This window comes from Pseudomonas sp. IT-196MI5 (assembly GCF_949767415.1).
Classification (GTDB): Bacteria; Pseudomonadota; Gammaproteobacteria; order Pseudomonadales; family Pseudomonadaceae; genus Aquipseudomonas.
Map to the genome: position 1 here is coordinate 75,550 of NZ_CATKPZ010000083.1, position 24,928 is coordinate 100,477.

Genomic DNA, 24,928 nt, shown 5'->3' on the forward strand with positions numbered 1-24,928 from the left:
GGGGAATGCATTCCAAGTGTAGGAGTGAGCCCTGCTCGCGATGAGGCCCGAACAGACAACAGAGATGTTGAGGTGTTTATGTATAACTGGATCGACGCCCTCGCCGACCTGCAAAACCGGGGTGAGCCCTGCGTGCTGGTGACCATCATCGAAGAGCTCGGCTCGACGCCGCGCAACGCTGGCTCGAAGATGGTCATCAGCGCGAACCAGAGCTTCGACACCATCGGTGGCGGGCACCTGGAATACAAGGCCATGAAGATCGCCCGCGAGATGCTGGCCAGCGGCAAGCAGGACACGCATCTGGAGCGCTTCAGCCTCGGCGCCAGCCTCGGCCAATGCTGCGGTGGTGCGACGGTATTGCTGTTCGAACCGATGGGCCAGGTGCAGGCGCAGATCGCCGTGTTCGGAGCCGGTCATGTCGGCCGCGCACTGGTGCCGCTGCTCGCCAGCCTGCCCTGCCGGGTACGCTGGATCGATTCGCGGGAAGATGAATTCCCTGAGCAGATCCCCCACGGCGTGCGCAAGATCGTCAGCGAAGAACCGGTGGATGAAATCGATGACCTGCCCGCCGGCAGCTATTGCGTCGTGATGACCCACAACCATCAACTCGACCTCGAACTGACCGCTGCGATCCTCAAGCGCAACGACTTCGCCTACTTCGGCCTGATCGGCTCGAAGACCAAACGGGTGAAGTTCGAACATCGCCTGCGCGAGCGCGGTTTCGACAACAGCGTCGTGCAACGCATGCGCTGCCCGATGGGCATCGGCGAAGTCAAAGGCAAGCTGCCTGTGGAAATCGCCATCTCCATCGCCGGCGAAATCATCGCCACCTATAACGCGAACTTCGGGCAGCACACCGCCAGCGCCGGATCGATTGCCAAACTGCTGCCTGCGTCACGCCGCAGCCAGGCCTCCCATTGAGAATCCCCATGCCACTGACTCGCAAAGCCTACCGCGCCGCCATCCTGCACAGCATCGCCGACCCCGCCATCGTTGGTATCGAAGCCTCCTACGAGTATTTCGAAGACGGCTTGCTGGTTGTGGATAACGGCCAGATCAGCGCCCTCGGCCACGCCAGCGAATTGCTGCCGACCCTGCCGGCTGACGTCGAAATCACCCACTATCAGGACGCACTGATCACTCCCGGCTTCATCGACACCCATATCCATCTGCCGCAAACCGGCATGGTCGGCGCCTATGGCGAGCAGTTGCTGGACTGGCTCAACACCTACACCTTCCCGTGCGAAAGCCAGTTCGCCGACAAGGCCCACGCCGACCAGGTCGCGGACATTTTCATCAAGGAACTGCTGCGCAATGGCACCACCACTGCGCTGGTATTCGGCAGCGTGCACCCGCAATCAGTGAACTCGTTCTTCGAAGCGGCCGAGCAGCTCGACCTGCGGATGATCGCCGGCAAGGTGATGATGGACCGCAATGCCCCGGACTACCTGACCGACACCGCCGAATCCAGCTACGTGGAAAGCAAGGCGCTGATCGAGCGCTGGCACGGCAAGGGTCGCCTGCACTACGCCGTCACCCCACGCTTCGCACCGACCAGCACCCCGGAACAGCTGACCCTGGCCGGCCAGTTGCTGAGCGAATACCCGGATCTGTACATGCAGACCCACATCAGCGAAAACCTCAAGGAAATCGAGTGGGTCAAGGCGCTGTTCCCGGAGCGCAAGGGCTACCTGGACGTCTATGACCACTACCAGTTGCTCGGCGAGCGCTCGGTGTTCGCCCACGGTGTGCACCTGTGCGATGAAGAGTGTGCGCGGCTGGCAGAAACCGGTTCGGCCATCTCGTTCTGCCCGACCTCGAACTTCTTCCTCGGCAGCGGCCTGTTCAACCTGCCGATGGCCGAGAAGCACAAGCTCAATGTCGGCATCGGCACCGATGTCGGCGGCGGCACCAGTTTTTCGCTGCTGCAAACCCTCAACGAAGCCTACAAGGTCATGCAACTGCAAGGTGCGCGCCTGAGCCCGTTCAAGTCGCTGTACCTGGCCACCCTCGGCGGCGCCCGCGCGCTGCGCCTGGAAGACAAGATCGGCAACCTGCAACCGGGCACCGACGCCGACTTCCTGGTGCTGGACTACAACGCCACGCCGCTGCTGGGCTATCGCCTGAAGCAGGCCAATAACATCGCCGAGACGTTGTTTGTGTTGATGACCCTGGGTGATGACCGGACTGTGCTGCAGACGTATGCGGCGGGGAATCTGGTGCATCAGCGCTAAATTCTTCCGGGCATAAAAAAATCCCCCGTGATCATCAGATTCCGGGGGATTTTTTTGATCCTCTGTAGGAGCGAGCCTGCTCGCGATGAACCCGAGGGCGCCACGGGGTGTCAGGCTTCCCGCGTAATCGTTAACGACCATCGCGAGCAGGCTCGCTCCTACAGGGGCGGTGTTAGATTTTCGCCGGCGACCGCCCAGGCTTCTTGGTCTGCAGCAAATGCGAGAACACCGCATGCAGATCATCCGAAGCGCTTTCCTCGTCGAGGTTGAGCTTGCTGTCGATGTGATCCATGTGATGCATCATCAGGTTCACCGCCAGTTCACCGTCGCGCTTCTCGATGGCGTCGATCAACTGGGTGTGCTCGTCGTAGGAGCAGTGGGAGCGGTTGCCGCTTTCGTACTGGGCGATGATCAGCGAAGTCTGGGACACCAGGCTGCGCTGGAAACTGATCAACGGGGCGTTTTTCGCCGCTTCGGCCAGTTTCAGGTGGAATTCGCCCGACAGGCGGATGCCGGCACCACGGTCACCACGGGAAAAGCTGTCGCGCTCGTCGTTGACCATCTGGCGCAACTCGGCAATCTGCTCGGCGGTTGCGTGCTGCACCGCCAATTCGGTGATCGCGCGCTCGACCAGACGCCGGGCCATGAACACCTGGCGCGCCTCTTCGACACTCGGACTGGCGACGACGGCACCGCGGTTCGGACGCAACAGCACCACGCCTTCATGGGCCAGGCGCGACAAGGCGCGGCGAATGATGGTGCGGCTGACCCCGAAAATTTCCCCCAGCGCTTCTTCGCTCAACTTGGTGCCGGGCGCCAGGCGCTGTTCGAGGATGGCCTCGAAGATATGCGCGTAGACAATATCGTCCTGGGTACCGCTGCGGCCGGCTTTGCCTGCTCGCGGTTGTTTCTTTAGGGGTTGCAACTGTTCGTTCATGGGCACTCGAGTCGGAAGAATTGCGGCGAATTGACGGTGACTGTATGACGGCACGGTGGGTCGCTGGCAAGTATCGCGTAAATAACATATCGATTGTACACAATGGACGGTGGCAACACGACTGTACGGCTGAATGTTGCTTCGGCTGTATCGCAACGTCTGGTTACTTTTGAGTTTAGGCTTAAACCCGAAATCCGTGGATTGAACAGATCCATTGTAGGAGCCGGCAAGCCAGCTCCTACAGGGGCGAGCAGGATTTCGGATATTTTCATCCTTATAAGGAACACCCCCGTCATGAACGACGCCACGCACATGCAAATCCGCCCGTTGGCCGACACCTCGCCTTCGGCCATCGTCGCCGGATTCATCGCCATGATGACCGGCTACACCAGTTCCCTGGTGCTGATGTTTCAGGCCGGGCAAGCGGCGGGCCTGAGCAGCGGGCAGATTTCTTCGTGGATCTGGGCCATCTCGATCGGCATGGCGGTGTGCTCCATCGGCCTGTCCTTGCGATATCGCACGCCGATCACCATTGCCTGGTCGACCCCCGGCGCCGCGCTGCTGATCACAAGCTTGGGCGGCGTGAGCTATGGCGAAGCCATCGGTGCCTATATTACCTGCGCGGTGCTGGTGACGATTTGCGGGCTGACCGGCAGCTTCGAACGGCTGATGAAAAAGATTCCCGCATCCCTGGCCGCCGCCCTGCTGGCGGGGATCCTGTTCAAGATCGGCAGCGAGATTTTCGTCGCAGCGCAACACCGCACCGCCCTGGTACTGGGGATGTTTGTCACTTATCTGGTGGTCAAGCGCCTGTCGCCACGCTATGCAGTGTTGGCGGCATTGCTGATCGGCACGGCATTGTCAGGCTTCATGGGGCTGCTGGACTTCAGCGGTTTCCACCTGGAAGTGGCCACGCCGGTCTGGACCACGCCGCACTTCTCCCTGGCCGCGACCATCAGCATCGGCATCCCGCTGTTTGTCGTCGCCATGACCTCACAAAACATGCCCGGTATCGCCGTATTGCGCGCCGACGGCTACACGGTGCCCGCCTCGCCGCTGATCACCACCACCGGCATCGCCAGTTTGCTGCTGGCACCGTTCGGTTCCCACGGGATCAATCTGGCGGCGATCAGCGCAGCGATCTGCACCGGACCGCACGCCCATGAGGATCGCCACAAGCGCTATACCGCTGCGGTCTGGTGCGGGGTTTTCTACGGGATCGCCGGAGTGTTCGGCGCGACGCTCGCAGCATTGTTTGCCGCGCTACCCAAGGAACTGGTGCTGTCGATTGCGGCGCTGGCACTGTTCGGCTCGATCATCAACGGCTTGAGCATCGCCATGAGCGAAGTGAAGGAACGTGAAGCAGCGCTGATCACTTTCATGGTCACGGCATCGGGCTTGACGCTGTTTTCCATCGGTTCGGCGTTCTGGGGGATTGTCGCGGGGGTGGTGACGCTGCTGATCCTGAACTGGCGCAAGGCCCTGTAGGAGCGAGCTTGCTCCGGGCGGCGTTCCGACGAAGGTCGTCAACGATAACGCTGGAAACCTGACACCCCGCAGTGCTCTCAGGTTCATCGCGAGCAAGCTCGCTCCTACAAAAAAAAGCAAAAAAAAACGGCGACCCTTGGGTCGCCGTTTTTTTAGAACATCAAGCTACCGGATTGATCGGCTTTTCCGGGTACCAGACGTCCAGCAGCGGGCTGACTTCAACGCTGGTCAGCTCGGTGCGGCCTTTGAGCCAGGCTTCAACGGCAGCGCGCTGTTCAGCGCTGACCGAGCCACGCTTCTGCAGGCAAACCAGACCGTAGTCGTCGCCGCCAACATAACCCAGACCGTTGGCTTCCATGGCTTCTTTGAGGAACGCGTCGAGGAAAGCATCAATGGCTGCATCAGCCAAATCTTCTTTGAAATCCAGGTTCAGTTCGAAACCCAGCTCTTGAAATTCATCGACGCACAGTTTTTTGCGCAGACGCTGGGAACGGTTAGTCGCCATTGAAACAATCCTCTTAAGTAATAACGGCCGGCACTTTAGCAGTTTAAGCCGCCGATTGCCTGACTCTCTGGGCCACGATGCCTACCGTCGGTAAAAAAATAGCCGATCAGAATGCCCGCGCACGGCACAAGCGGTGACACCTTGGGGCATAATGCCGACACTTTCATGACCATTGAGGGAATTTATCTCCATGCCCTCACCTTATTTCCCCTCGACTGTAGGGTTTTATTTCAGATGATCAAATCTTTGCGTCCATTGCTGTTGGCCGGTTTTCTTCTCCCCCTGGCCCTTCCCGTTTGCGCAGCTCCCATCAATACCGCGTTGTCGCCCAACGTTGAAAAAGCCCTGAAAGCCAGCAAGTTGCAGGACAACGCCCTGTCGCTGGTGATGATCCCGCTCACCGGCCCTGGCACCCCGACAGTGTTCAACGCAGACGTCTCGGTCAACCCGGCGTCGACCATGAAACTGGTCACCACCTACGCGGCCCTGGAAATGCTCGGCCCGAACCACCAGTGGAAAACCGAGTTCTACACCGACGGCACCTTGAGTGGCGGCATTCTCAACGGCAACCTCTACCTCAAGGGTGGCGGCGATCCGAAGCTGAACATGGAAAAACTCTGGCTGCTGATGCGTGACCTGCGTGCCAACGGCGTGACCCAGGTCACCGGCGACCTGGTGCTGGATAAAACCTTTTTCGTGCAACCGCAACTACCGGAGTTCAATGACGACGGCAACGACGAGAACAAGCCGTTCCTGGTCAAACCCGACTCGCTGCTGGTCAACCTCAAGGCGCTGCGCTTCGTCGCACGCAATGACTTGGGCAAGGTGCTGGTCTCGGTGGAACCGCCGATTGCGAGCATCCGCATCGACAACCAGGTCAAGGCCCTCAATTCCAAACAATGCACCGGCGGCGTGCGCTACAACCCGGTGACGCAGGCGGATGGCAGCATGACCGTGACGGTCGGCGGCCAACTGGGTGAAGGCTGCAGCTCGCAGACTTACCTGTCGCTGCTCGACCACGCGACCTACACCGCCGGCGCCGTCCGCGCGATCTGGAAGGAACTGGGTGGCAGCATTCAGGGCAAGGATGTGCTGGCACCAACACCTAAGGACGCCAAGGTACTGGCCCGGGCGTTCTCGCCGGACCTGGCGGAAATCATCCGCGACATCAACAAGTACAGTAACAACACCATGGCCCAGCAGTTGTTCCTGAGCCTGGGCCAACGCTTCCGCACCGATGCCGATGGTGACGACGCCAAGGCCGCCCAGCGGGTCGTGCGTCAGTGGCTGGCGAAAAAAGGCATCACCGCGCCGCACCTGGTGATGGAGAACGGTTCCGGCCTGTCCCGTGCCGAGCGTGTCAGCGCCCGGGAAATGGCCTCGATGCTCGAAGCTGCCTGGCACAGCCCGTATGCCGCCGAGTACATCAGTTCGATGCCGATTGCCGGCACCGACGGCACCATGCGCAAGCGCCTGAAGACCACGGCCATGCGCGGTGAAGCCCACGTCAAGACCGGCACCCTGAACACCGTGCGGGCGATTGCCGGTTTCAGTCGCGACGTCAACGGCAACACCTGGGCGGTGGTGGCGATCCTCAACGACAAGGCCCCGTTCGGCGCCTCTTCGGTGCTCGATCAGGTGCTGCTGGACCTGTACCGCCAACCGAAAATGCCGCAGACGGCTTCGGTACTTTAAGCACAACGCAGTCCCCTGTGGGAGCGAGCTTGCTCGCGATTGCGACAGTTCAGTCAGCATTGATGTGACTGACTGACCGCCATCGCGAGCAAGCTCGCTCCCACAGGGTCAGTAGACTGCCCGTCTAATTCAGCTCCGCCTCAACCCGATCCCTTCCCGCCTGCTTCGCCGCATAGACCCCCGAATCCGCGCGCAACAGCAAGGCATCGGCGCCCTCCCCGGCCCGCCAACTGGCAATCCCGAAACTGGCGGTGACCGTACCGACATCTTCAATGGGTGAACTGCGCAAGCCTTGCCACAATTGCCGGGCCAACACGTAGGCATGTTCGCCGCTGATATCCGGGCACAGCACCATGAACTCCTCACCGCCCAGGCGGCAGAACACATCGGTACGGCGCAGCCGGCGACCGATCCGTTCGCACACTGCCTGCAACACCCGATCACCGATGGCATGGCCGTGCAGGTCATTGATGCGCTTGAAATGGTCGATATCGAGCATGATCACCGACAGATTCCCACCGCCACGCTCCACCCGGGCCATTTCGGTGGTCAGGCGTTCCTGGAAATAACGCCGGTTGTGGATACCGGTCAGCGAATCGGTGACCGACAACGCGCGCAGTTCTTCTTCCACCCGCTTCATATCGGAAATGTCCGAGATGTAGCCGTGCCACAGCACGCCGCCACCGGGCAGTTCCTCCGGAGTGGCTTCGCCGCGCACCCAACGCAAACCACGTTGCGGCAGTTGCACCCGGTATTCCTCGCGCCAGGGGCTGAGGGTGTCGGCCGAGGCGCGGATCGAGGCGCGGACACGGGTGGTGTCCAGAGGGTGAATCCGGGTGAAGATCGCTTCGGCATTGAGCACCAGCACGTCGGGTTCGAGTTCGTAGATCTCGCGAATGCCGTCGCTGGCATAGATCACACTGAAGCGTCCGTCGAACTCCATCTTGAACTGGTAGATGCCACCGGGCACGTGGGCACTGAGTTTCTTCAACAGCAGGTCCCGCGCCGCGAGCGCTTCGTGGACCCGTTTGCGTTCGGTGATGTCGATGCACACCGCCAGGTGCCCGACCCACAGGCCTTGCTCGTCGAGCACTGGCGTGGCGAGCATGTTGACCATCAAATGGCTGCCATCGCCGCGCGTCAGCGTCCACTCCCGCGCCTCGTGGGCGCCCTCCACGTCGCCTTCGACCAGCATCGCGTGGCAGGTTGGCACCGGCTTGCCATAGCGTGCGCTCAACTCCGCCGAGCGAGCGACCAGCTCCCGGGACAGGTGCAGGTTCTCCAGGGTCATGCGCCCCACCACCTCGGCACTGGTATAGCCGAGCATCTGCTCGGCACCGGCGTTGAAGGTGCTGATGACGCCACGCAGGTCGGTGGCGATGATCGCAACCTGAGTGGCGGCATTCAGCACGCCACGCAACTGGCCATGGGTGCCACGCAGTTCCTGTTCTCGATCCCGCAGCTCCCGGGTACGTTGCTCGACCAGTTTCAGCGCCCGCTGCCGCTGACTGACCAGCACATACAGCAAGGCACTGAGCAACACGCTGAGCAAACCACCCAACACCACCAGACTGGTCACGGAGGAATGGTTGGCCTGCACGAACGCGTCGCTGGGCTGTATATCGACTTGATAGTCATGGTCGGCCATGCGCAGCAGGCGCGTGGCGGACAACTCGCTGATAGCCGGCGGGTTGGCCGACTCGAACAGCACCTCGTGCTGCTCGGCGCTCGACAAATCGAGGATGCGCACCGAGAGATAGTCACGGCTCACTTCCGGCAGTCCGTCCGCCAGCAACTGGCGCATGCTGATCACTGCCATGACATAACCGTAGGGTTTCGTGGCTTTGTGGTCCTGACTGTTATGTTGCGTGACCGGCGCGACCAGCAGCACGCCGCGCGCATAAGTCGGCTCGATATTCACCAGTTGCATCGGTTGCGACACTGCCATGCCACCACGCTGATCGGCCCGATCGAGCGTGGCACGCCGTAGCGGCTGGGCCAGCAAGTCGTAACCGAGGGGGGAGCCGAGTCTGCTTTGTGTCTGGCTATACAGGACCGCTACGTATTCATCTCGCTCGCCGGCCAGTTGCAATTGGCCGTCAGCGTTGAGTTCTCTCAGGGTGAAGCTGCTCAAGCCTTCGTCACGCACTCGCCCCTCGAACGCCGCCCGCTCGTCACGAGTGACCCGTTTGGCAAAGGAATAAGCCTGGGTTCGCAGCAGTAAAGGCTGGGTGTAACCGTCGAAATCCGCTCGAGAAACCGAATCGGAGTTGGCGAAAAACCGGCGCAGGCCATCGAGACGCTGCTCCTGATCTTCAAAACGCTCTTCGATACGGCTGTAACGCTCACTGGCCAGCAGTTGGAAACGTTGCCGCAATTGATGGTGAAACAGGTTGAGCGTCGACCACGCCAGTAACCCGGTAAGCACCCCGCCGACCAGCAATACCAACAGCGCGACCAGCCAGGCCGAAATATCTTCGCTGATAAATCCCAGAATCTTGGGGCGCACGGCGTGCAACGACATAAAACGCAAACTCAAAACGCCAGGTGCGGAGAAGCCCTTTGGCCATGGACTGAGTTATAGCTATTAGCCACTAATTTGACCAGCACTGTAGGAGCAGCCGGTCGACGCTCGATCGCTCGCGATGGACTCAAGAACACCGCGTGCATTCAGAAAGCACGCGTTATCGTTGTCGACCATCGCGAGCAGAGCTCGCTCCTACACAGATCCAGGTGTCAACGAGCCATGATTTTCCAGGCGCGATGGATCTTGGCGTTGCGGGAAAAATCCGCGTCGATGGTCTGGGCAGTGATCTCTTCGACCGCATAACGCTCGCCGAGGTTGGCCTCCAGTTCGAACTTGCGGAAGTTGTTGGAGAAGTACAACACGCCGCCGGGTGCCAGTCGCGCCATGGCCAGGTCAATCAGTTGCACCTGGTCACGCTGCACGTCGAACACGCCTTCCATGCGCTTGGAGTTGGAGAACGTCGGCGGGTCGATGAAGATCAAGTCGTACTCGTCACGACTGGCTTCGAGCCACGCCATCACATCGCCCTGCTCCAGGCGGTTCTTGTCGGAAAAACCGTTCAGCGACAGGTTGCGCCGCGCCCAGTCGAGATAGGTTTTCGACAGGTCGACACTGGTGGTGCTGCGCGCGCCGCCCTTGGCTGCATGCACACTGGCCGTTGCGGTGTAGCAGAACAGATTGAGGAAGCGTTTGCCGGCCGCCTCCTTCTGGATACGCATGCGCATCGGCCGATGGTCGAGGAACAGACCGGTGTCGAGGTAGTCGGTGAGGTTCACCAGCAGCTTCACACCACCTTCATTGACTTCGACGAACTTGCCCTGCGCCGCCTGGCGCTCGTACTGTTTGGTGCCGCTCTGACGCTCGCGGCGCTTGACCACCACACGGCTCTTGTCGATGCTCAATGCCTGCGGGATGGCTGCCAGGGCATCGAACATACGGCCCGAGGCCTTTTCCGGATCGATGGATTTCGGCGCGGCGTATTCCTGGACGTGAACCCAATCGTGATACAGGTCGATGGCCATGGAATATTCCGGCATGTCGGCGTCATACACGCGGTAGCAGTCGATGCCTTCACGCTTGACCCACTTGCCCAGGGCCTTGAGGTTCTTTTGCAGGCGGTTGGCGAACATCTGCCCGCCTTCGCTCAGGCGCGGCTGCTCGATCACCGGAGCCGGTACCGGCGTCGGTTTGATCGGGTTGCCATTCTTGTTGAACTTGCGTTCCTGCGGCTCGTTCGGCGCCTGATCGTAGGCGGCCTGTTCACGCTCGACCTGGCGTTGCTCCGGGGTACGACGCTCGCCGGTGACGAACTGGTCCGGTAGCACCTTGATCAGCAGCAGCTTGCACGGCAAGGCGCCGTTCCAGAACGAATACTGCTTGTGGCTGCGGATACCCATGCGCTTGCCCAGGTCCGGCGCGCCGGTGAACACCGCCGCTTCCCAGTTCAGGCAGGCCTGACGCAGGCGCTCGCCAAGGTTCTGGTAGAGGTAGAGCAGGCTCGCCTCGTCACCCAGACGCTCGCCGTATGGAGGGTTGCAGATCACCAGGCCTTTCTGGTTCTGGTCCGGGCGCGGCTCGAAAGTCGCGACCTCACCCTGGTAGATTTTGATCCACTCGCTCAGGCCGGCACGCTCGACGTTGTTACGACCCGGCTGGATCAGCCGTGGATCGGCTTCATAGCCGCGAATCCACAATGGTGTTTTGGCCAGACCGGCAGCGGCGCGCTCGGACGCTTCTTCGTGGAGTTTTTTCCACAGCGCCGGGACGTGACCGAGCCAGGCGGTGAAACCCCACTGCTCGCGACGCAGGTTCGGCGCGATGTCGGCGGCGATCATCGCGGCTTCGACCAGGAAGGTACCGACACCGCACATCGGGTCGGCCAGCGCGCCGCCTTCAGCCGCGATACGTGGCCAGCCGGAACGGATCAGGATGGCGGCCGCGAGGTTTTCCTTCAGCGGTGCCGCACCTTGCTGCAGGCGATAGCCGCGCTGGTGCAGGCTGTGGCCGGACAGGTCAAGGGACAGAATGGCTTCGCCACGGTCCAGGCGCAGGTGAATGCGCAGGTCCGGGTTGAGCTTGTCGATGGACGGACGGTCGCCTTGCGGGGTACGCAGCTTGTCGACGATGGCGTCCTTGACCTTCAGCGCGCCGAAGTGGGTGTTGTCGATACCCGAGCCATGGCCGCTGAATTCGACGGCCAGGGTGCCGTCATTGAGCATGTGGTCTTGCCACTCGATGTCCAGCACGCCGTGGTACAGGTCTTCGGCGTCCTTCATCGGAAAACGCTTGAGCACCAGCAGCACACGGTTGGCCAGGCGCGACCACAGGCACAGGCGATAAGCGGTTTCCATGGTGGCCATGCCGCGCACGGCCGAGGTGTGCTCCCGCGCTTCCTCAAGGCCAAGCCCGACGGCTTCCTCGATGAGCAGGCCTTCAAGGCCTTTTGGGCAAGTGAGGAAGAGTTCGAAACGATCGGACATGGGAATTCCAGAACCTTTAGCTGAGTGACCGGGCAACGCATTGCCGGTCCGGTTTTCAATCAGGCGCTTTTCTCGAAGAGCGCCCGCGTGGCACGAAGGTGTGCCGTTCCACCCTTGCTGCCCAGGTTAAAAGAGCTTAGATGCAAGGACAGATAAAAAAGTTGATGCAACAAAATGTCATAAGTTGACCCTTCGTCGAATAGTGCTTCCCGGCAACAGGAGCCATTCTCACTAAAGGATTAAGCCCATCATCCAGCGCAGGGCCGATCATACCGGGGTTTGGCCAATAAATACGGTAAAACACGCTGTTACTTATGGCCTTAACACATGAACAGTTACGTCCTTATGACAAAACGATCATTCCCTCGATGTGACGCATTGGTTAGAACTCAACTCAGGTTGGCGCCGCAATGACGCCAACACCTTGGCTCGTCACGCCGGCAACGAGCCCCCAACGGCAGAGTTTTCTGCCAGACCTCAATTGAGGTCGACGCGATAAATACAGTCAACAAGTGAGGGCAACACCCTATGAGAAGACTTAAGCGTGATCCGTTGGAAAGAGCATTTTTGCGCGGATATCAATATGGCGTTGGTGGTAAATCCCGTGAGCTTTGCCCATTTACTCTACCGTCGGTACGTCAAGCCTGGATCAACGGCTGGCGAGAAGGACGCGGCGACAACTGGGACGGTATGACCGGCACTGCGGGAATCCACAGACTCAACGAACTTCACGCCGTCGGCTAATTACAGGGCAAAACACTCCGACACGACAATCTGATTTTGTACTGAATTAACCATGCGCGTCCCATCCGGACGGCGGGCTCCGGCCCAGGGGCTCCTTTTAAGGAGCCCTTTTTTATGCCTGCGGATTACTCACCTTGAACTACACACTTACCTGTGGGAGCGAGCTTGCTCGCGATGAGGCCAGCACATCCAACATCCATGCCGCCTGACACACCGCCATCGCGAGCAAGCTCGCTCCCACAGGGGTTCAGCGTAGCGCTGCGATTGCGTCCACAGACTCACGAATCAGCGCCGGGCCTTTGTAGATGAAGCCCGAATAGATCTGCACCAGACTCGCGCCTGCGGTGATTTTTTCTGCGGCGTGCTTGCCTTCGGTAATGCCGCCGGCAGCGATGATCGGTAGCCGACCACCCAGCTCCGATGCCAGCACTGTCACGGTGTGGGTGCTCTTGTCGCGAACCGGTGCACCAGACAAACCACCGGCTTCGTCACCATGCTCCAAGCCTTCGACGCCTACGCGGCTCAGGGTGGTGTTAGTCGCAATGACGGCATCCATTCCGGTTTCGATCAGCGCTTGCGCAACCTGTGCGGTTTCTTCGTCGCTCATGTCCGGCGCAATCTTGATCGCCAGCGGTACATGTTTGCCATGACGCAACGCCAGTTCCGCGCGGCGCTCGGCCAGATCGGCCAGCAACTGCTTGAGCGAGTCGCCAAATTGCAGGCTGCGCAGACCCGGCGTATTCGGCGAACTGACGTTGATCGTCACATAGCTGGCGTGGGCGTAAACCTTGTCCAGGCAGATCAGGTAGTCGTCCACGGCGCGCTCGACCGGCGTATCGAAGTTCTTGCCGATGTTGATACCCAGCACGCCCTTGTACTTGGCCGCCGCCACTCGAGCCAGCAGGTGATCGACGCCGAGGTTGTTGAAGCCCATGCGATTGATGATCGCCTCGGCTTGCGGCAAACGGAACAGGCGTGGCTTCGGGTTGCCCGGCTGCGGACGCGGCGTGATGGTGCCGATTTCGACAAAACCGAAACCCAGTTGGGCGAGACCATCGATGGCCGCACCATTCTTGTCCAGACCGGCGGCCAGTCCCACGGGATTCGGGAAGTCCAGGCCCATGACATTCACCGGCATCTTCGCCGGGGCCTTGCACAGCAAGCCGTTGAGCCCAAGACGCCCGCCCGCGCCGATCAGGTCCAGGGACAGATCGTGGGAGGTTTCCGGGGAGAGTTTGAACAACAGCTGACGGGCCAGGGTGTACATGGGCGGATTTGACTCGATTGACGGCGAATTGAGGCGGCGATTATAGCCGGGCATCGGGGCTGCAAGCGAGGCGCGTGAGCAAATCTGCGGTTAATGGCATATGCCTTGCACCAATCCAGGTACCAGCACCCATGCCGACGACGGAATGTGTGCAAAGACAATGGCGTCGTCCACGGCCTGCTCATGCAAGGACTCGGGTCGACGTTTTTTTTTGCAAGGTAAACATGCGATGAACGAACCGTCAGCCGGCCCTCTGGCCTGGGTCAATGGCAGCGATGCCCCGGAAAAAACCGAAATCAATCTCGGCTTCATGGCCCTGAGCGACTGCGCCTCGGTGGTGGTCGCCGCCACCCAGGGCTTCGCCCAACCCCACGGCTTGACCCTGAACCTCAAGCGCCAGTCGTCCTGGGCCAACCTGCGGGACAAACTGGTCAGCGGCGAACTCGATGCAGCCCACAGCCTCTACGGTCTGATTTACGCCGTACACCTGGGCATCGGTGGCGTGGCGGCGACCGACATGGCCGTGCTGATGGGCCTGAATCAGAACGGCCAAAGCATCAATCTGTCCGGCGGCTTGCAGGCGCTGGGAGTGACCAGTCCTGAAGCACTGGATCGGCACGTGCACCAAACTCGCTCAAAACTCACCTTCGCCCAGACTTTTCCAACCGGCACCCACGCCATGTGGTTGTATTACTGGCTCGCCAGCCAGGGCATTCACCCATTGCAGGATGTCGACAGCGTGGTGGTGCCGCCACCGCAAATGGTCGCGCACCTGCGAGCCGGGCGTATCGACGGGTTCTGCGTCGGCGAACCCTGGTCCGCCAGCGCCGTGCAACAGGACCTCGGCTTCACCCTGGCCACCACCCAGACCCTCTGGCCCGATCATCCGGAAAAAGTCCTGGGCTGCACCCGCGCGTTCGTCGAGCAATACCCCAATACTGCCCGGGCATTGGTGATGGCGGTTCTCGAGGCCAGCCGTTTCATTGAAGAAAGCACCGAGAATCGCCGCAGTACCGCACAATTGCTCAGTGCCGATCAGTACCTTGACGCGCCACTGGACTGTATCGAACCGCGCCTGCTGGGCGAATACGCCGACGGCCTTGGCCATCGCTGGCAAGACCCGCACGCACTGCGCTTGCACGGGGATGGCGAGGTCAACCTGCCGTATCTGTCCGACGGCATGTGGTTCATGACCCAGTTCCGCCGCTGGGGCTTGTTGCGCGATGACCCGGACTATCTCGCGGTGGCCCGGCAGGTCCAGCAACTGGACCTCTACCGTGAAGCCGCCAGTGCCGTCGGCGTCGCCTCACCCGCCGAGGAAATGCGCAGCAGCCAGTTGATCGACGGCAAAATCTGGGACGGCTCGGACCCGGCCGGTTATGCCCGCAGTTTCAAACTGCACGCCATGAGCGACAACTCCCCTCGATCCGCCAGCCGCTGACAGGAGACCACGAACATGCTGCGTATCCTGCTGATCAACGACACCGCAAAAAAAGTCGGACGCCTGAAGGCCGCCCTGACCGAGGCCGGATTCGAAGTGATCGATGAATCCGGCCTGACCATCGACCTGCCCGAACGCGTCGAAACGGTGCGTCCGGATGTGATTCTGATCGATACCGAGTCACCGGGTCGCGATGTCATGGAACAAGTGGTGCTGGTGACTCGCGACCAGCCACGACCGATTGTGATGTTCACCGACGAACACGACCCCGGTGTGATGCGACAGGCGATCAAGTCCGGAGTCAGTGCCTACATCGTCGAAGGCATTCACGCACAACGCCTGCAGCCGATTCTCGATGTGGCCATGGCGCGCTTCGAAAGCGATCAGGCCTTGCGTGCCCAATTGCAGGCCCGCGACCAGCAACTGGCCGAGCGCAAGCGCATCGAACTGGCCAAGGGACTGCTGATGAAAATGAAGGACTGCAACGAAGAAGAGGCCTACACGCTGATGCGCCGCCAGGCGATGAGCCGCCAGCAGAAGCTGATTCAGGTGGCGGAGCAGATCATTGCCATGAGCGAGTTGCTCGGCTGAAGTCCTGTGCCACCTGTCCGAGCGCCATCGCGAGCAAGCTCGCCCCCACAGGTGATTTGTGTTCGACGCCATTCCCTTGTGGGAGCGAGCCTGCTCGCGAATGGCGGCGACTCGATTTCGAGTGTTGGCACAGATCTCGCTAAGTAATCACCACAGGTAACCAACGGCGGTTGCCCCACCTACGACAAAGACGTCGCGCACCTCATTCGCCCCTGGCGGATCGGGTGGCGGCGTTTTTTCGTTTTGGCCCCACAGCACGGGGCCGGTGGTGCGGCCGTAACGGCGCCCCACCTGCAAGCTCATGACTCCTTTCGAGACTCTTCACAGCTGAGGTGCGCGATGAATTCAAGCTTCTGGAAATCTGGCCATACACCCACATTGTTCGCAGCCTTCCTCTACTTCGACCTGAGCTTCATGGTCTGGTACCTCCTCGGTCCGTTGGCGGTACAGATCGCCGCCGACCTGCACCTGACGACGCAGCAACGCGGGCTGGTGGTCGCCACGCCTATCCTGGCCGGGGCGGTCTTGCGTTTCGTGATGGGGATGCTGGCTGATCGCCTGTCGCCCAAAACCGCCGGGCTGATCGGTCAGGTCATCGTGATCTGCGCATTGTTTGGCGCCTGGAAACTCGGTATCCACAGCTACGAGCAAGCGTTGCTACTGGGTCTGTTCCTCGGCATGGCCGGCGCTTCTTTCGCCGTCGCCCTGCCCCTGGCATCGCAGTGGTATCCGCCGCAGCATCAAGGCAAGGCCATGGGCATCGCCGGTGCGGGGAACTCGGGCACGGTGTTCGCCGCATTGATCGCCCCGGTGCTGGCGGCGGCGTTTGGCTGGAGCAACGTGTTCGGGTTCGCCCTGATCCCGCTGATTCTGGCCTTGATCGTCTTCGCCTGGCTGGCCAAAAACGCCCCCGAGCGGCCAAAAGCCAAAGCCATCGCCGACTACTTCAAGGCCCTGGGCGATCGTGACAGCTGGTGGTTCATGTTTTTCTACAGCGTGACGTTCGGCGGCTTCATCGGCCTGGCCAGTGCCCTGCCCGGCTATTTCAACGACCAGTACGGCCTGAGCCCGGTCACTGCCGGCTACTACACCGCCGCCTGTGTGTTCGGCGGCAGCCTGATGCGCCCTCTGGGCGGCGCGCTGGCCGACCGGTTCGGCGGCATTCGGACCTTGTTGGCGATGTACACCGTCGCGGCGATCTGCATTACCGCTGTCGGCTTCAACCTGCCGAATTCCTACGCCGCACTGGCACTTTTCGTCTGCACCATGCTCGGTTTGGGTGCAGGCAATGGCGCGGTGTTCCAGTTGGTGCCGCAGCGTTTTCGTCGGGAAATCGGCGTGATGACCGGTCTGATCGGCATGGCCGGCGGCATCGGTGGATTTGCCCTCGCGGCCGGCATGGGCGCGATCAAGCAAAGCACCGGCAGCTATCAACTGGCGCTGTGGTTGTTCGCCAGCCTCGGCGTACTCGCCTGGTTCGGTCTACATGGGGTGAAACGTCGCTGGAGAACCACTTGGGGTTCGGCAGCCGTCACCGCTGCACGGGTGTGAGGACTGCATGAGCCTGCAACTGAGCTTCGCCGAACACAGCGCCATCGGTCCCCGCGAGGAGAACCAGGACGCTCTGCGCCTGGTCACTCCGGCCCCGGCGCTGGCAGCGAGCAAAGGTTATCTGTTCGCCATCGCCGACGGCGTCAGCCAATGCGCCGATGGCGGGCTCGCCGCCCGTTCGACCTTGCAGGCCCTGGCACTGGACTACTACGCCACCCCGGAAACCTGGGGCGTCGCCCAGGCATTGGATCGCCTGCTGCTGGCGCAAAATCGCTGGTTGCAGGCTAACGGTGGCGGCCAACCGCTGCTGACCACAGTCAGTGCCTTGGTGATGCGCGGCCGGCGTTTTACCTTGGCTCACGTTGGCGATTGCCGGGTATATCGCTGGCACGCCGACACGCTGCAACGAGTGAGCGAGGATCACGTCTGGGACCAGCCGGGCATGCAGCATGTGCTTAAACGGGCCCTCGGGCTGGATCAACACTTGGTGCTGGACTTTCTCGATGGCGAACTTCGGCTGAACGAGAGTTTCGTGCTGCTCAGCGACGGCATCTGGGCCGTGCTGGGCGACACGGCCATTGCGGCGATTCTGCGGGATCAGCCTGATTTGGACAGTGCCGCGCAAACGCTGGTCAGCGCCGCGCACCTGGCCGGCAGCCAGGACAATGCCAGCGCCCTGCTGGTGCGGGTCGATGCCCTTGGCGAAACCAGCATTGGCGATGCACTGATTCATTTGCAGCAATGGCCACTCCCGCCTGCACTGAAGCCGGGCCAGACCTTCGAAGGCTGGCACGTGGAAGGGATCCTCGGCCAGAGCCAGCAATCGCTGCTGTATCGGGTGAGCGACGCGCAGCAACAACCCTGGTTGCTGAAAACCTTGCCCGGTGCGCTCCGTGACGATCATCAGGCCGGGCAGGCATTGTTATCGGAGGAATGGTTTCTCAAGCGTGTGGCCGGGCGGCATTTTCCCGAAGTCCATGCCTCCAGTCAGCGTCAGCATTTGTACTACGTGATGCGTGAATATTCCGGGTCTACCCTGGCTGAGCTGCATGAGCGTGTCGCAACGCTGCCACTGGCTCAATGGCTGGACCTGGCCGAACGCCTGCTGCGGGCCGTCGGCATACTGCATCGACGGCAGATTCTGCATCGCGATATCAAACCGGAGAACCTGTTGCTGGGGGACGACGGCGAGTTGCGCCTGCTGGATTTCGGCCTCGCCTACTGCCCTGGGCTGTCCGAAGATCAAGCTTGCGCCCTGCCCGGAACGCCCAGCTATATCGCGCCGGAGGCTTTTCGAGGCGACCCTCCTACGCCACAACAGGATTTGTATGCAGTCGGCGTGACCTTGTATTACCTGCTGACCGGGCATTATCCCTACGGCGAAATCGAAGCGTTCCAGCGACCACGGTTTAGTGTGCCTGTCAGCGCCAGTCGCTACCGGCCCGACCTGCCGGAATGGATCGCGCAAAGCCTGGAGCGCGCGGTGGCTGCGGCTCCGGATCAGCGCTTCGAAACGGCGGAAGAATGGTTGTTGCTACTGGAACAGGGAGAACGTCGTAACTTGAGCGTGCGCCCCAGACCGTTGCTGGAGCGCGAGCCGCTGAAAGTCTGGCGGACATTGGCGCTGGTGTCGTTACTGGTGAATCTGGTGCTACTGTTTTTGCTGTTTCATGGCTGAGTTTTTCTGCTTCAAAACCGGGCACTACGCCTTGAACCGGTGCACGCCAACCCTCTCCTCCCACGGTGAGAGCCCATAAATCAGGCCCTTGCGAGAGTTGGCACAACCACTGCATTACCTCATTCAACAGACATAAAGCGCGGGCTTCAACGACGAAGGCTGCACTTCCCGAGAGAACGGGACCAGGACAAAGGCGTCCTCGCTAGGCAACTAGCGGGACGCCTTTTTTTGTTTGCGCAAAATTTTGTCGAGCATGGCCTGAACCCTGATGAGGCAGGCCTGAGCTCCCCGGAGAACCTGATGAAAAAACTAAAACTGGTGATGATCGGCAACGGCATGGCCGGGGTCCGGACCCTGGAAGAACTGCTCAAGCTGAGTAATGAACTGTACGACATCACGGTCTTCGGCGCCGAACCCCATACCAACTACAACCGCATCCTGCTGTCGCCCGTACTGGCGGGCGAACAGACGTTCGAAGAGATCGTGCTCAACGATCTGGACTGGTATCTGGAAAACAACATCAAGCTGCTGCTCAACCGCAAAGTGGTGGAGATCGATCGGGTCAAACGCCGGGTCATCGCCGAAGACGGCACCGAAGCCGAATACGATCGCCTGCTGATTGCCACCGGCTCGACCCCGTTCATCCTGCCAATCCCCGGCAATACCTTGCAGGGCGTGATCGGCTACCGCGACATTGCCGACACCCAGGCGATGATTGACACCGCCAAGACCCACAAGCACGCCGTGGTCATCGGCGGCGGCCTGCTGGGCCTTGAAGCCGCCAACGGCCTGATGCTGCGCGGCATGCACGTCACCGTGGTGCACATCGGCGAATGGCTGCTGGAACGGCAACTGGACAAAACCAGCGGCCAACTCCTGCAAACCGCCCTGGAAGCTCGTGGCCTGCACTTTCGCCTGTGCGAACAGACCCAGGCCCTGCACGACGCCGGCAACGGCCGGGTCGGCTCGGTGCAGTTCAAGAACGGCGACATCATCCCCGCCGACCTGGTGGTGATGGCCGCCGGCATTCGCCCCAACACCGAACTCGCGGAAAAATCCGGCATCCCTTGCAGCCGCGGGATTCTGGTCAACGACACGATGCAAACCTACGACCCCCGGGTCTACGCCATCGGCGAATGCGCCAGCCACCGCGGCATCGCCTATGGTTTAGTGGCGCCGCTGTTCGAACAGGCCAAAGTCTGCGCCAACCACCTCGCCCAACTGGGTTTTGCCACCTACAAGGGGTCGGTGACTTCGACCAAATTGAAGGTTACCGGTATCGACCTGTTCTCCGCCGGCGACTTCATGGGCGGTGAAGGCACCGAGACCATCACCCTCTCGGACCCGATTGGCGGGGTCTACAAGAAACTGGTGATCAAGGATGACGTGCTGGTCGGCGCCTGCCTGTATGGCGATACGGCAGACGGCGGCTGGTATTTCCGGCAGATCCGTGAAAATCACGCCATCGACGAGATCCGCGATCACTTGATGTTCGGTGAAAATGCACTGGGTGACGTAGGACATCAAGGCCAGGACAAAGCCATGAGCATGGCTGACACGGCCGAAGTCTGCGGCTGCAACGGCGTGTGCAAAGGCACCATCGTCAAGGCCATTCAGGAACACGGGCTGTTCAGCGTCGACGAAGTGAAGAAACACACCAAGGCCGCCAGCTCCTGCGGTTCCTGCGCCGGCCTCGTCGAACAGATCCTGATCAACACCGTGGGCGGTGCCGCCGACGTCAAACCGAAAAGCGAAAAGGCCATCTGCGGCTGCAGCGACCTCAACCACGGGCAAATCCGTCAGGCCATCCGCGAACAGCACCTGCTGACCATCGCCGGCACCATGAGCTACCTGAACTGGCGCACCCCCAATGGCTGCGCCACCTGCCGGCCGGCGCTCAACTACTACCTGATTTCCACCTGGCCGGGGGAAGCCAGGGACGATCCGCAATCGCGCCTGATCAACGAAAGGGCTCACGCCAACATTCAGAAAGACGGCACTTACTCTGTAGTCCCGCGGATGTGGGGCGGTGTGACCAATCCTTCGGAACTGCGGCGCATTGCCGATGTTGCCGACAAGTACAACGTGCCGATGGTCAAAGTCACCGGTGGTCAGCGCATCGACTTGCTGGGCATCCGCAAGCAAGACCTGCCGGGGGTATGGAAAGACCTGGACATGCCGTCCGGCCACGCCTACGGCAAATCCATCCGCACGGTGAAAACCTGCGTCGGCAGCGAGTTCTGCCGCTTTGGCACCCAGAACTCCACACAGTTGGGCATCGAACTGGAACATGACCTGTTCAACATGTGGTCACCGCACAAGGTGAAACTGGCTGTCTCCGGTTGCCCGCGCAACTGTTCGGAAGCCGGCATCAAGGATGTGGGAATTATCGGCGTGGACTCCGGCTGGGAGATGTACATCGGTGGCAACGGCGGGATCAAGACCGAAGTCGCGGAATTCTTCGTCAAACTGAAAACCGCCGAAGAAGTCCGCGAATACAACGGTGCATTCCTGCAACTGTATCGCGAAGAAGCCTTTTACCTCGAACGCACCGTGCACTACCTGCAACGGGTTGGCATGGACCATATCAAGAAAGCCGTGCTCGAGGACCCGGAGCGGCGCAAGGCGCTCAACGATCGCCTGCAGTTCTCCCTGTCGTTCGAACAGGACCCGTGGAAGGAACGCCTGGAACAGCCCCAGCTGAAAAAAGAATTCGACGTCATCCCCGTGAAAAACCTGGAGGTGCTGGCATGAACTGGCTGGATATCTGCGCACTGGAAGAGATCAATGCCCTGGGCTCACGGATCATCGCCGGGCCAAAGGGAGACATCGCGATTTTTCGTACCAGCGACGACGAAGTGTTCGCCCTTGACGACCGCTGCCCGCACAAGGGCGGCCCGTTGTCCCAAGGCCTGGTCTACGGCAAGCGGGTGGCCTGCCCGTTGCACAACTGGCAAATCGACCTGCAAAGCGGCGAAGCACTGGCCCCGGACATCGGCTGTGCCCATCACCATCTCGCCCGGGTGGAAAATGGCCGGGTGATGCTGGCCCTGCGGGATGCAGGCTGATGGACCGCCAGATCACTGCATCCACCTGCTGTTACTGCGGGGTCGGCTGCGGCGTGCTGATCGAGCACGACGGTTCACGCATCCTCGGCGTCAGCGGCGATCCGACGCACCCGGCCAATTTCGGCAAACTGTGCAGCAAGGGTTCGACCCTGCACCTGACTGGCGACTTGACGGCGCGGGCGCTGTATCCCGAACTGCGCCTCGGTAAAGGACTGGCCCGCACCCGTACCGACTGGGATACCGCCCTCGATCACGCCGCCAGCGTATTTGCCGCGACCATTGCCGAACATGGCCCGGACAGCGTGGCGTTTTACATTTCCGGGCAACTGTTGACCGAGGACTACTACGCCTTCAACAAGCTGGCACGTGCCCTGGTGGGTACCAATAACATCGACAGCAATTCGCGGCTGTGCATGTCCTCGGCGGTAGTCGGCTACAAGCGCAGCCTGGGTGCCGACGCGCCGCCTTGCAGCTACGAAGACCTGGAATCGAGCGATTGCGTGATGATCGTGGGCAGCAACATGGCCTACGCCCATCCGGTGCTGTTTCGTCGCCTGGAGGAAGCCAAAGCCCGCCGGCCGCAGATGAAGGTCATCGTCATTGACCCACGTCGTACAGACACCTGCGATCTGGCTGACCTGCACCTGCCGATCTTGCCGGGCACCGATGTCGCTTTATTCCATGGGATTTTGCATTTGCTGCTGTGGGAAGACTGGATCGATCGTGACTTCATCAAAGACCACACCGAAGGTCTGGCTGAGCTGAAAAGCCTGGTGCGTGACTACACCCCGCCAATGGTTTCGCAGCTCTGCGGAATCAGCATCGAGCAATTGCAGCAATGTGCCGAGTGGATCGGTACATCCCCAAGCTTTCTGTCGCTGTGGTGCATGGGCTTGAACCAGTCCACCGCCGGCAGCGCGAAAAACAGTGCACTGATCAATCTGCACCTTGCCACCGGGCAGATCGGCCGCCCCGGCGCCGGACCTTTCTCCCTCACCGGTCAGCCAAATGCCATGGGTGGGCGGGAAACCGGCAGTTTGTCCAACCTGCTGCCCGGCCATCGTGATGCCGCCAATGCGCAACACCGTGAGCAAGTTGCGTCCTATTGGGGCGTCGAGCAACTGCCGGAAAATCCCGGGCTCTCGGCGATCGAGCTGTTCGAGCAAGTGCGCAGCGGCAAGATCAAGGCGTTGTGGATCGCCTGCACCAACCCCGCGCAATCCATGCCGGACCAGACGGCCGTGCGCGCCGCCTTGCAAGCCTGCCCGTTCGTGGTGTTGCAGGAAGCCTTTCGCACTACTGAAACCACGAAGTTTGCCGACCTCCTGCTGCCCGCGGCCAGTTGGGGAGAAAAGGAAGGCAGCGTGACCAATTCCGAACGGCGCATTTCCCATGTACGCCAGGCAATCGTCGCACCGGGTGAGGCACGGCCGGACTGGGCAATTACGGTAGATTTCGCACAACGCCTGGAGAAATACCTGCGCCCCGGCCAAACCAGCCTGTTTGCATTTGATAGCCCCGCCCAGGTCTTTGATGAATACAAACACCTGACTCACGGTCGCGACCTGGATCTGTCCGGTATCAGCCATGCACTGATCGATCGTCTCGGCCCGCAGCAGTGGCCCTTCCCTGCGGGTGCCGTCGAAGGCACGGCACGGCTCTACGTCGACGGGATATTTGCCACTGCCAATGGGCGCGCACAGTTCGTGGCCGATCCGTACCGCGCCGCCAAAGAACAACGCGATGCACGCTTCCCGCTGACCCTGATCACCGGCCGCTTGCGCGATCAATGGCATGGCATGAGCCGCACCGGCACCGCCGCGCAGCTGTTCGGTCACGTCAGTGAAGCCGTATTGAGCCTGCACCCGGATGAGCTGCGCCGGCATCGCCTGCAAACGGGCGATTTGATCAGCCTGAAAAGCCGCCGCGGCGCGGTGATCGTGCCGGTCGCCAGTGACGACAGCGTGCGTCCGGGCCAAGCCTTCTTGCCGATGCATTTTGGTGACCGTTTCCTCAAGGGGGGCGTGAACAGCCTCACCCTGCCTGCCTTCGACCCGTTGTCGAAACAACCGGAACTCAAACACAGCGGCGTGCGCCTGGAACCGGTGCATTTACCTTGGCACCTTTTCGCGCTGATAGAGGGCGATGTCCAACAACACTTTGAGACTCTGCGCCCCCTCTGCGAGGCGTTTTCCTACGTCAGCCTCAGTTTGACCGGCCGTGAGCGCCCTGCACTGCTGATACGCGCTGCCAGCGCCATGCCGCCAGATCCGCAACTGCTGCGCGATATCGATCAATGCCTGGGGCTAAACGATGGACCGGTACTGGCCTACGACGATCCACGACGCTCCATCGGTAAGCGGGTGCGGATCGAGAACGGCCGGATCACCGCGATCCGCTTGGCGGGTGAAACCCTCGCCCGGCACTGGCTGCAAAACCTCTGGCTCGAAGGTCGCACCGATGAACAACTACGGCGCTGGCTGCTCGCGCCACTGAGCGCCCCACCGGGCCAGGTTGACGCCGAAGCGACCGGCAACAAAACCCTGTGCAACTGCAAAAACGTCAGCCAAAACGCGGTCTGCGCTGGCATCCGCCGCGGCCTGGACTTGCCGGGTTTGAAACAAGAATTGGGTTGCGGCACGCAATGCGGCTCCTGCGTCCCGGAAATCAAGCGTTTGCTGGCCGCCACCGCGCAGCCGCAAGCCACCATCTCGTGAGGAAA

General features: G+C 61.0%; 17 protein-coding genes. 12 read left to right on the plus strand and 5 right to left on the minus strand.

The annotated features are described in order from the left end of the window. The first annotated feature begins 78 nt into the window (after positions 1-78). Both xdhC and guaD read left to right on the plus strand, forming a co-directional pair. Positions 79-921, plus strand: coding sequence for a xanthine dehydrogenase accessory protein XdhC (gene xdhC, locus ACM6IK_RS27385; protein ID WP_414876791.1), 843 nt, complete (start codon positions 79-81; stop codon positions 919-921). Between the two features lie 8 nt (positions 922-929). After that, complete coding sequence (guaD, locus tag ACM6IK_RS27390) at positions 930-2,234, plus strand: guanine deaminase (RefSeq protein ID WP_414876792.1); 1,305 nt, start codon at positions 930-932, stop codon at positions 2,232-2,234. Positions 2,235-2,406: 172 nt separating this feature from the next. Here guaD and ACM6IK_RS27395 read toward each other — a convergent pair whose 3' ends face one another. Beyond that, positions 2,407-3,171, minus strand: a complete 765-nt coding sequence (locus ACM6IK_RS27395; RefSeq protein ID WP_150715740.1) for a GntR family transcriptional regulator — start codon at positions 3,169-3,171, stop codon at positions 2,407-2,409. 294 nt (positions 3,172-3,465) lie between these two features. Here ACM6IK_RS27395 and ACM6IK_RS27400 point away from each other — a divergent pair, with 294 nt between their 5' ends. Then, positions 3,466-4,659 (plus strand): benzoate/H(+) symporter BenE family transporter, encoded by a 1,194-nt coding sequence (locus ACM6IK_RS27400; protein ID WP_108218899.1) that lies wholly within the window; start codon positions 3,466-3,468, stop codon positions 4,657-4,659. A 160-nt stretch (positions 4,660-4,819) separates the two neighbouring features. Here ACM6IK_RS27400 and ACM6IK_RS27405 read toward each other — a convergent pair whose 3' ends face one another. Continuing rightward, entirely contained in the window at positions 4,820-5,164 is a 345-nt protein-coding gene (locus ACM6IK_RS27405; protein ID WP_108218900.1) for a YggL family protein, read from the minus strand. Positions 5,165-5,398: 234 nt separating this feature from the next. On the opposite strand from ACM6IK_RS27405, the gene dacB reads away from it, so the two are divergent. Beyond that, positions 5,399-6,859, plus strand: coding sequence for a D-alanyl-D-alanine carboxypeptidase/D-alanyl-D-alanine-endopeptidase (dacB, locus tag ACM6IK_RS27410; protein ID WP_414876793.1), 1,461 nt, complete (start codon positions 5,399-5,401; stop codon positions 6,857-6,859). Between the two features lie 124 nt (positions 6,860-6,983). Here the strand turns inward: dacB and ACM6IK_RS27415 are convergent, their stop codons facing one another. Next, complete coding sequence (locus ACM6IK_RS27415; RefSeq protein ID WP_414876794.1) at positions 6,984-9,383, minus strand: diguanylate cyclase; 2,400 nt, start codon at positions 9,381-9,383, stop codon at positions 6,984-6,986. A 212-nt stretch (positions 9,384-9,595) separates the two neighbouring features. Further along, positions 9,596-11,866, minus strand: a complete 2,271-nt coding sequence (rlmKL, locus tag ACM6IK_RS27420; RefSeq protein ID WP_414876795.1) for a bifunctional 23S rRNA (guanine(2069)-N(7))-methyltransferase RlmK/23S rRNA (guanine(2445)-N(2))-methyltransferase RlmL — start codon at positions 11,864-11,866, stop codon at positions 9,596-9,598. A 528-nt stretch (positions 11,867-12,394) separates the two neighbouring features. Here rlmKL and rmf point away from each other — a divergent pair. After that, positions 12,395-12,610 carry a ribosome modulation factor gene (gene rmf, locus ACM6IK_RS27425; RefSeq protein WP_003223300.1) on the plus strand — a complete coding sequence of 72 codons (216 nt, stop codon included), beginning with the start codon at positions 12,395-12,397 and terminating at the stop codon, positions 12,608-12,610. A 247-nt stretch (positions 12,611-12,857) separates the two neighbouring features. Here the strand turns inward: rmf and ACM6IK_RS27430 are convergent, their stop codons facing one another. Next, complete coding sequence (locus ACM6IK_RS27430; RefSeq protein WP_414876796.1) at positions 12,858-13,877, minus strand: quinone-dependent dihydroorotate dehydrogenase; 1,020 nt, start codon at positions 13,875-13,877, stop codon at positions 12,858-12,860. Positions 13,878-14,106: 229 nt separating this feature from the next. On the opposite strand from ACM6IK_RS27430, the gene ACM6IK_RS27435 reads away from it, so the two are divergent. From ACM6IK_RS27435 to ACM6IK_RS27465, 7 genes are all read left to right on the plus strand, one after another. Next, a complete protein-coding gene (locus ACM6IK_RS27435) occupies positions 14,107-15,318 on the plus strand; it encodes a CmpA/NrtA family ABC transporter substrate-binding protein (RefSeq protein WP_414876797.1) in 1,212 nt (403 codons plus the stop codon). 15 nt (positions 15,319-15,333) lie between these two features. Continuing rightward, the gene (locus ACM6IK_RS27440) at positions 15,334-15,909 is read left to right on the plus strand and encodes an ANTAR domain-containing response regulator (protein ID WP_108218906.1); all 576 of its coding nucleotides are present in this window, start codon (positions 15,334-15,336) and stop codon (positions 15,907-15,909) included. A 339-nt stretch (positions 15,910-16,248) separates the two neighbouring features. Further along, positions 16,249-17,460: a nitrate/nitrite transporter gene (locus ACM6IK_RS27445; RefSeq protein WP_414876798.1), complete on the plus strand. Its 1,212-nt coding sequence runs from the start codon at positions 16,249-16,251 to the stop codon at positions 17,458-17,460. A 7-nt stretch (positions 17,461-17,467) separates the two neighbouring features. Next, on the plus strand, positions 17,468-19,138 hold the full coding sequence (locus tag ACM6IK_RS27450) for a protein kinase domain-containing protein (protein ID WP_414876799.1): 1,671 nt from the start codon (positions 17,468-17,470) through the stop codon (positions 19,136-19,138). A 300-nt stretch (positions 19,139-19,438) separates the two neighbouring features. Next, a complete protein-coding gene (nirB, locus tag ACM6IK_RS27455) occupies positions 19,439-21,892 on the plus strand; it encodes a nitrite reductase large subunit NirB (RefSeq protein WP_414876800.1) in 2,454 nt (817 codons plus the stop codon). After that, the gene (gene nirD, locus ACM6IK_RS27460) at positions 21,889-22,206 is read left to right on the plus strand and encodes a nitrite reductase small subunit NirD (RefSeq protein WP_085723155.1); all 318 of its coding nucleotides are present in this window, start codon (positions 21,889-21,891) and stop codon (positions 22,204-22,206) included. The genes nirB and nirD overlap by 4 nt, the downstream gene beginning before the upstream one ends. After that, positions 22,206-24,923: a molybdopterin-dependent oxidoreductase gene (locus ACM6IK_RS27465; protein ID WP_414876801.1), complete on the plus strand. Its 2,718-nt coding sequence runs from the start codon at positions 22,206-22,208 to the stop codon at positions 24,921-24,923. Before nirD ends, ACM6IK_RS27465 begins: the two co-directional genes overlap by 1 nt. The last annotated feature ends 5 nt before the right edge of the window (positions 24,924-24,928 follow it).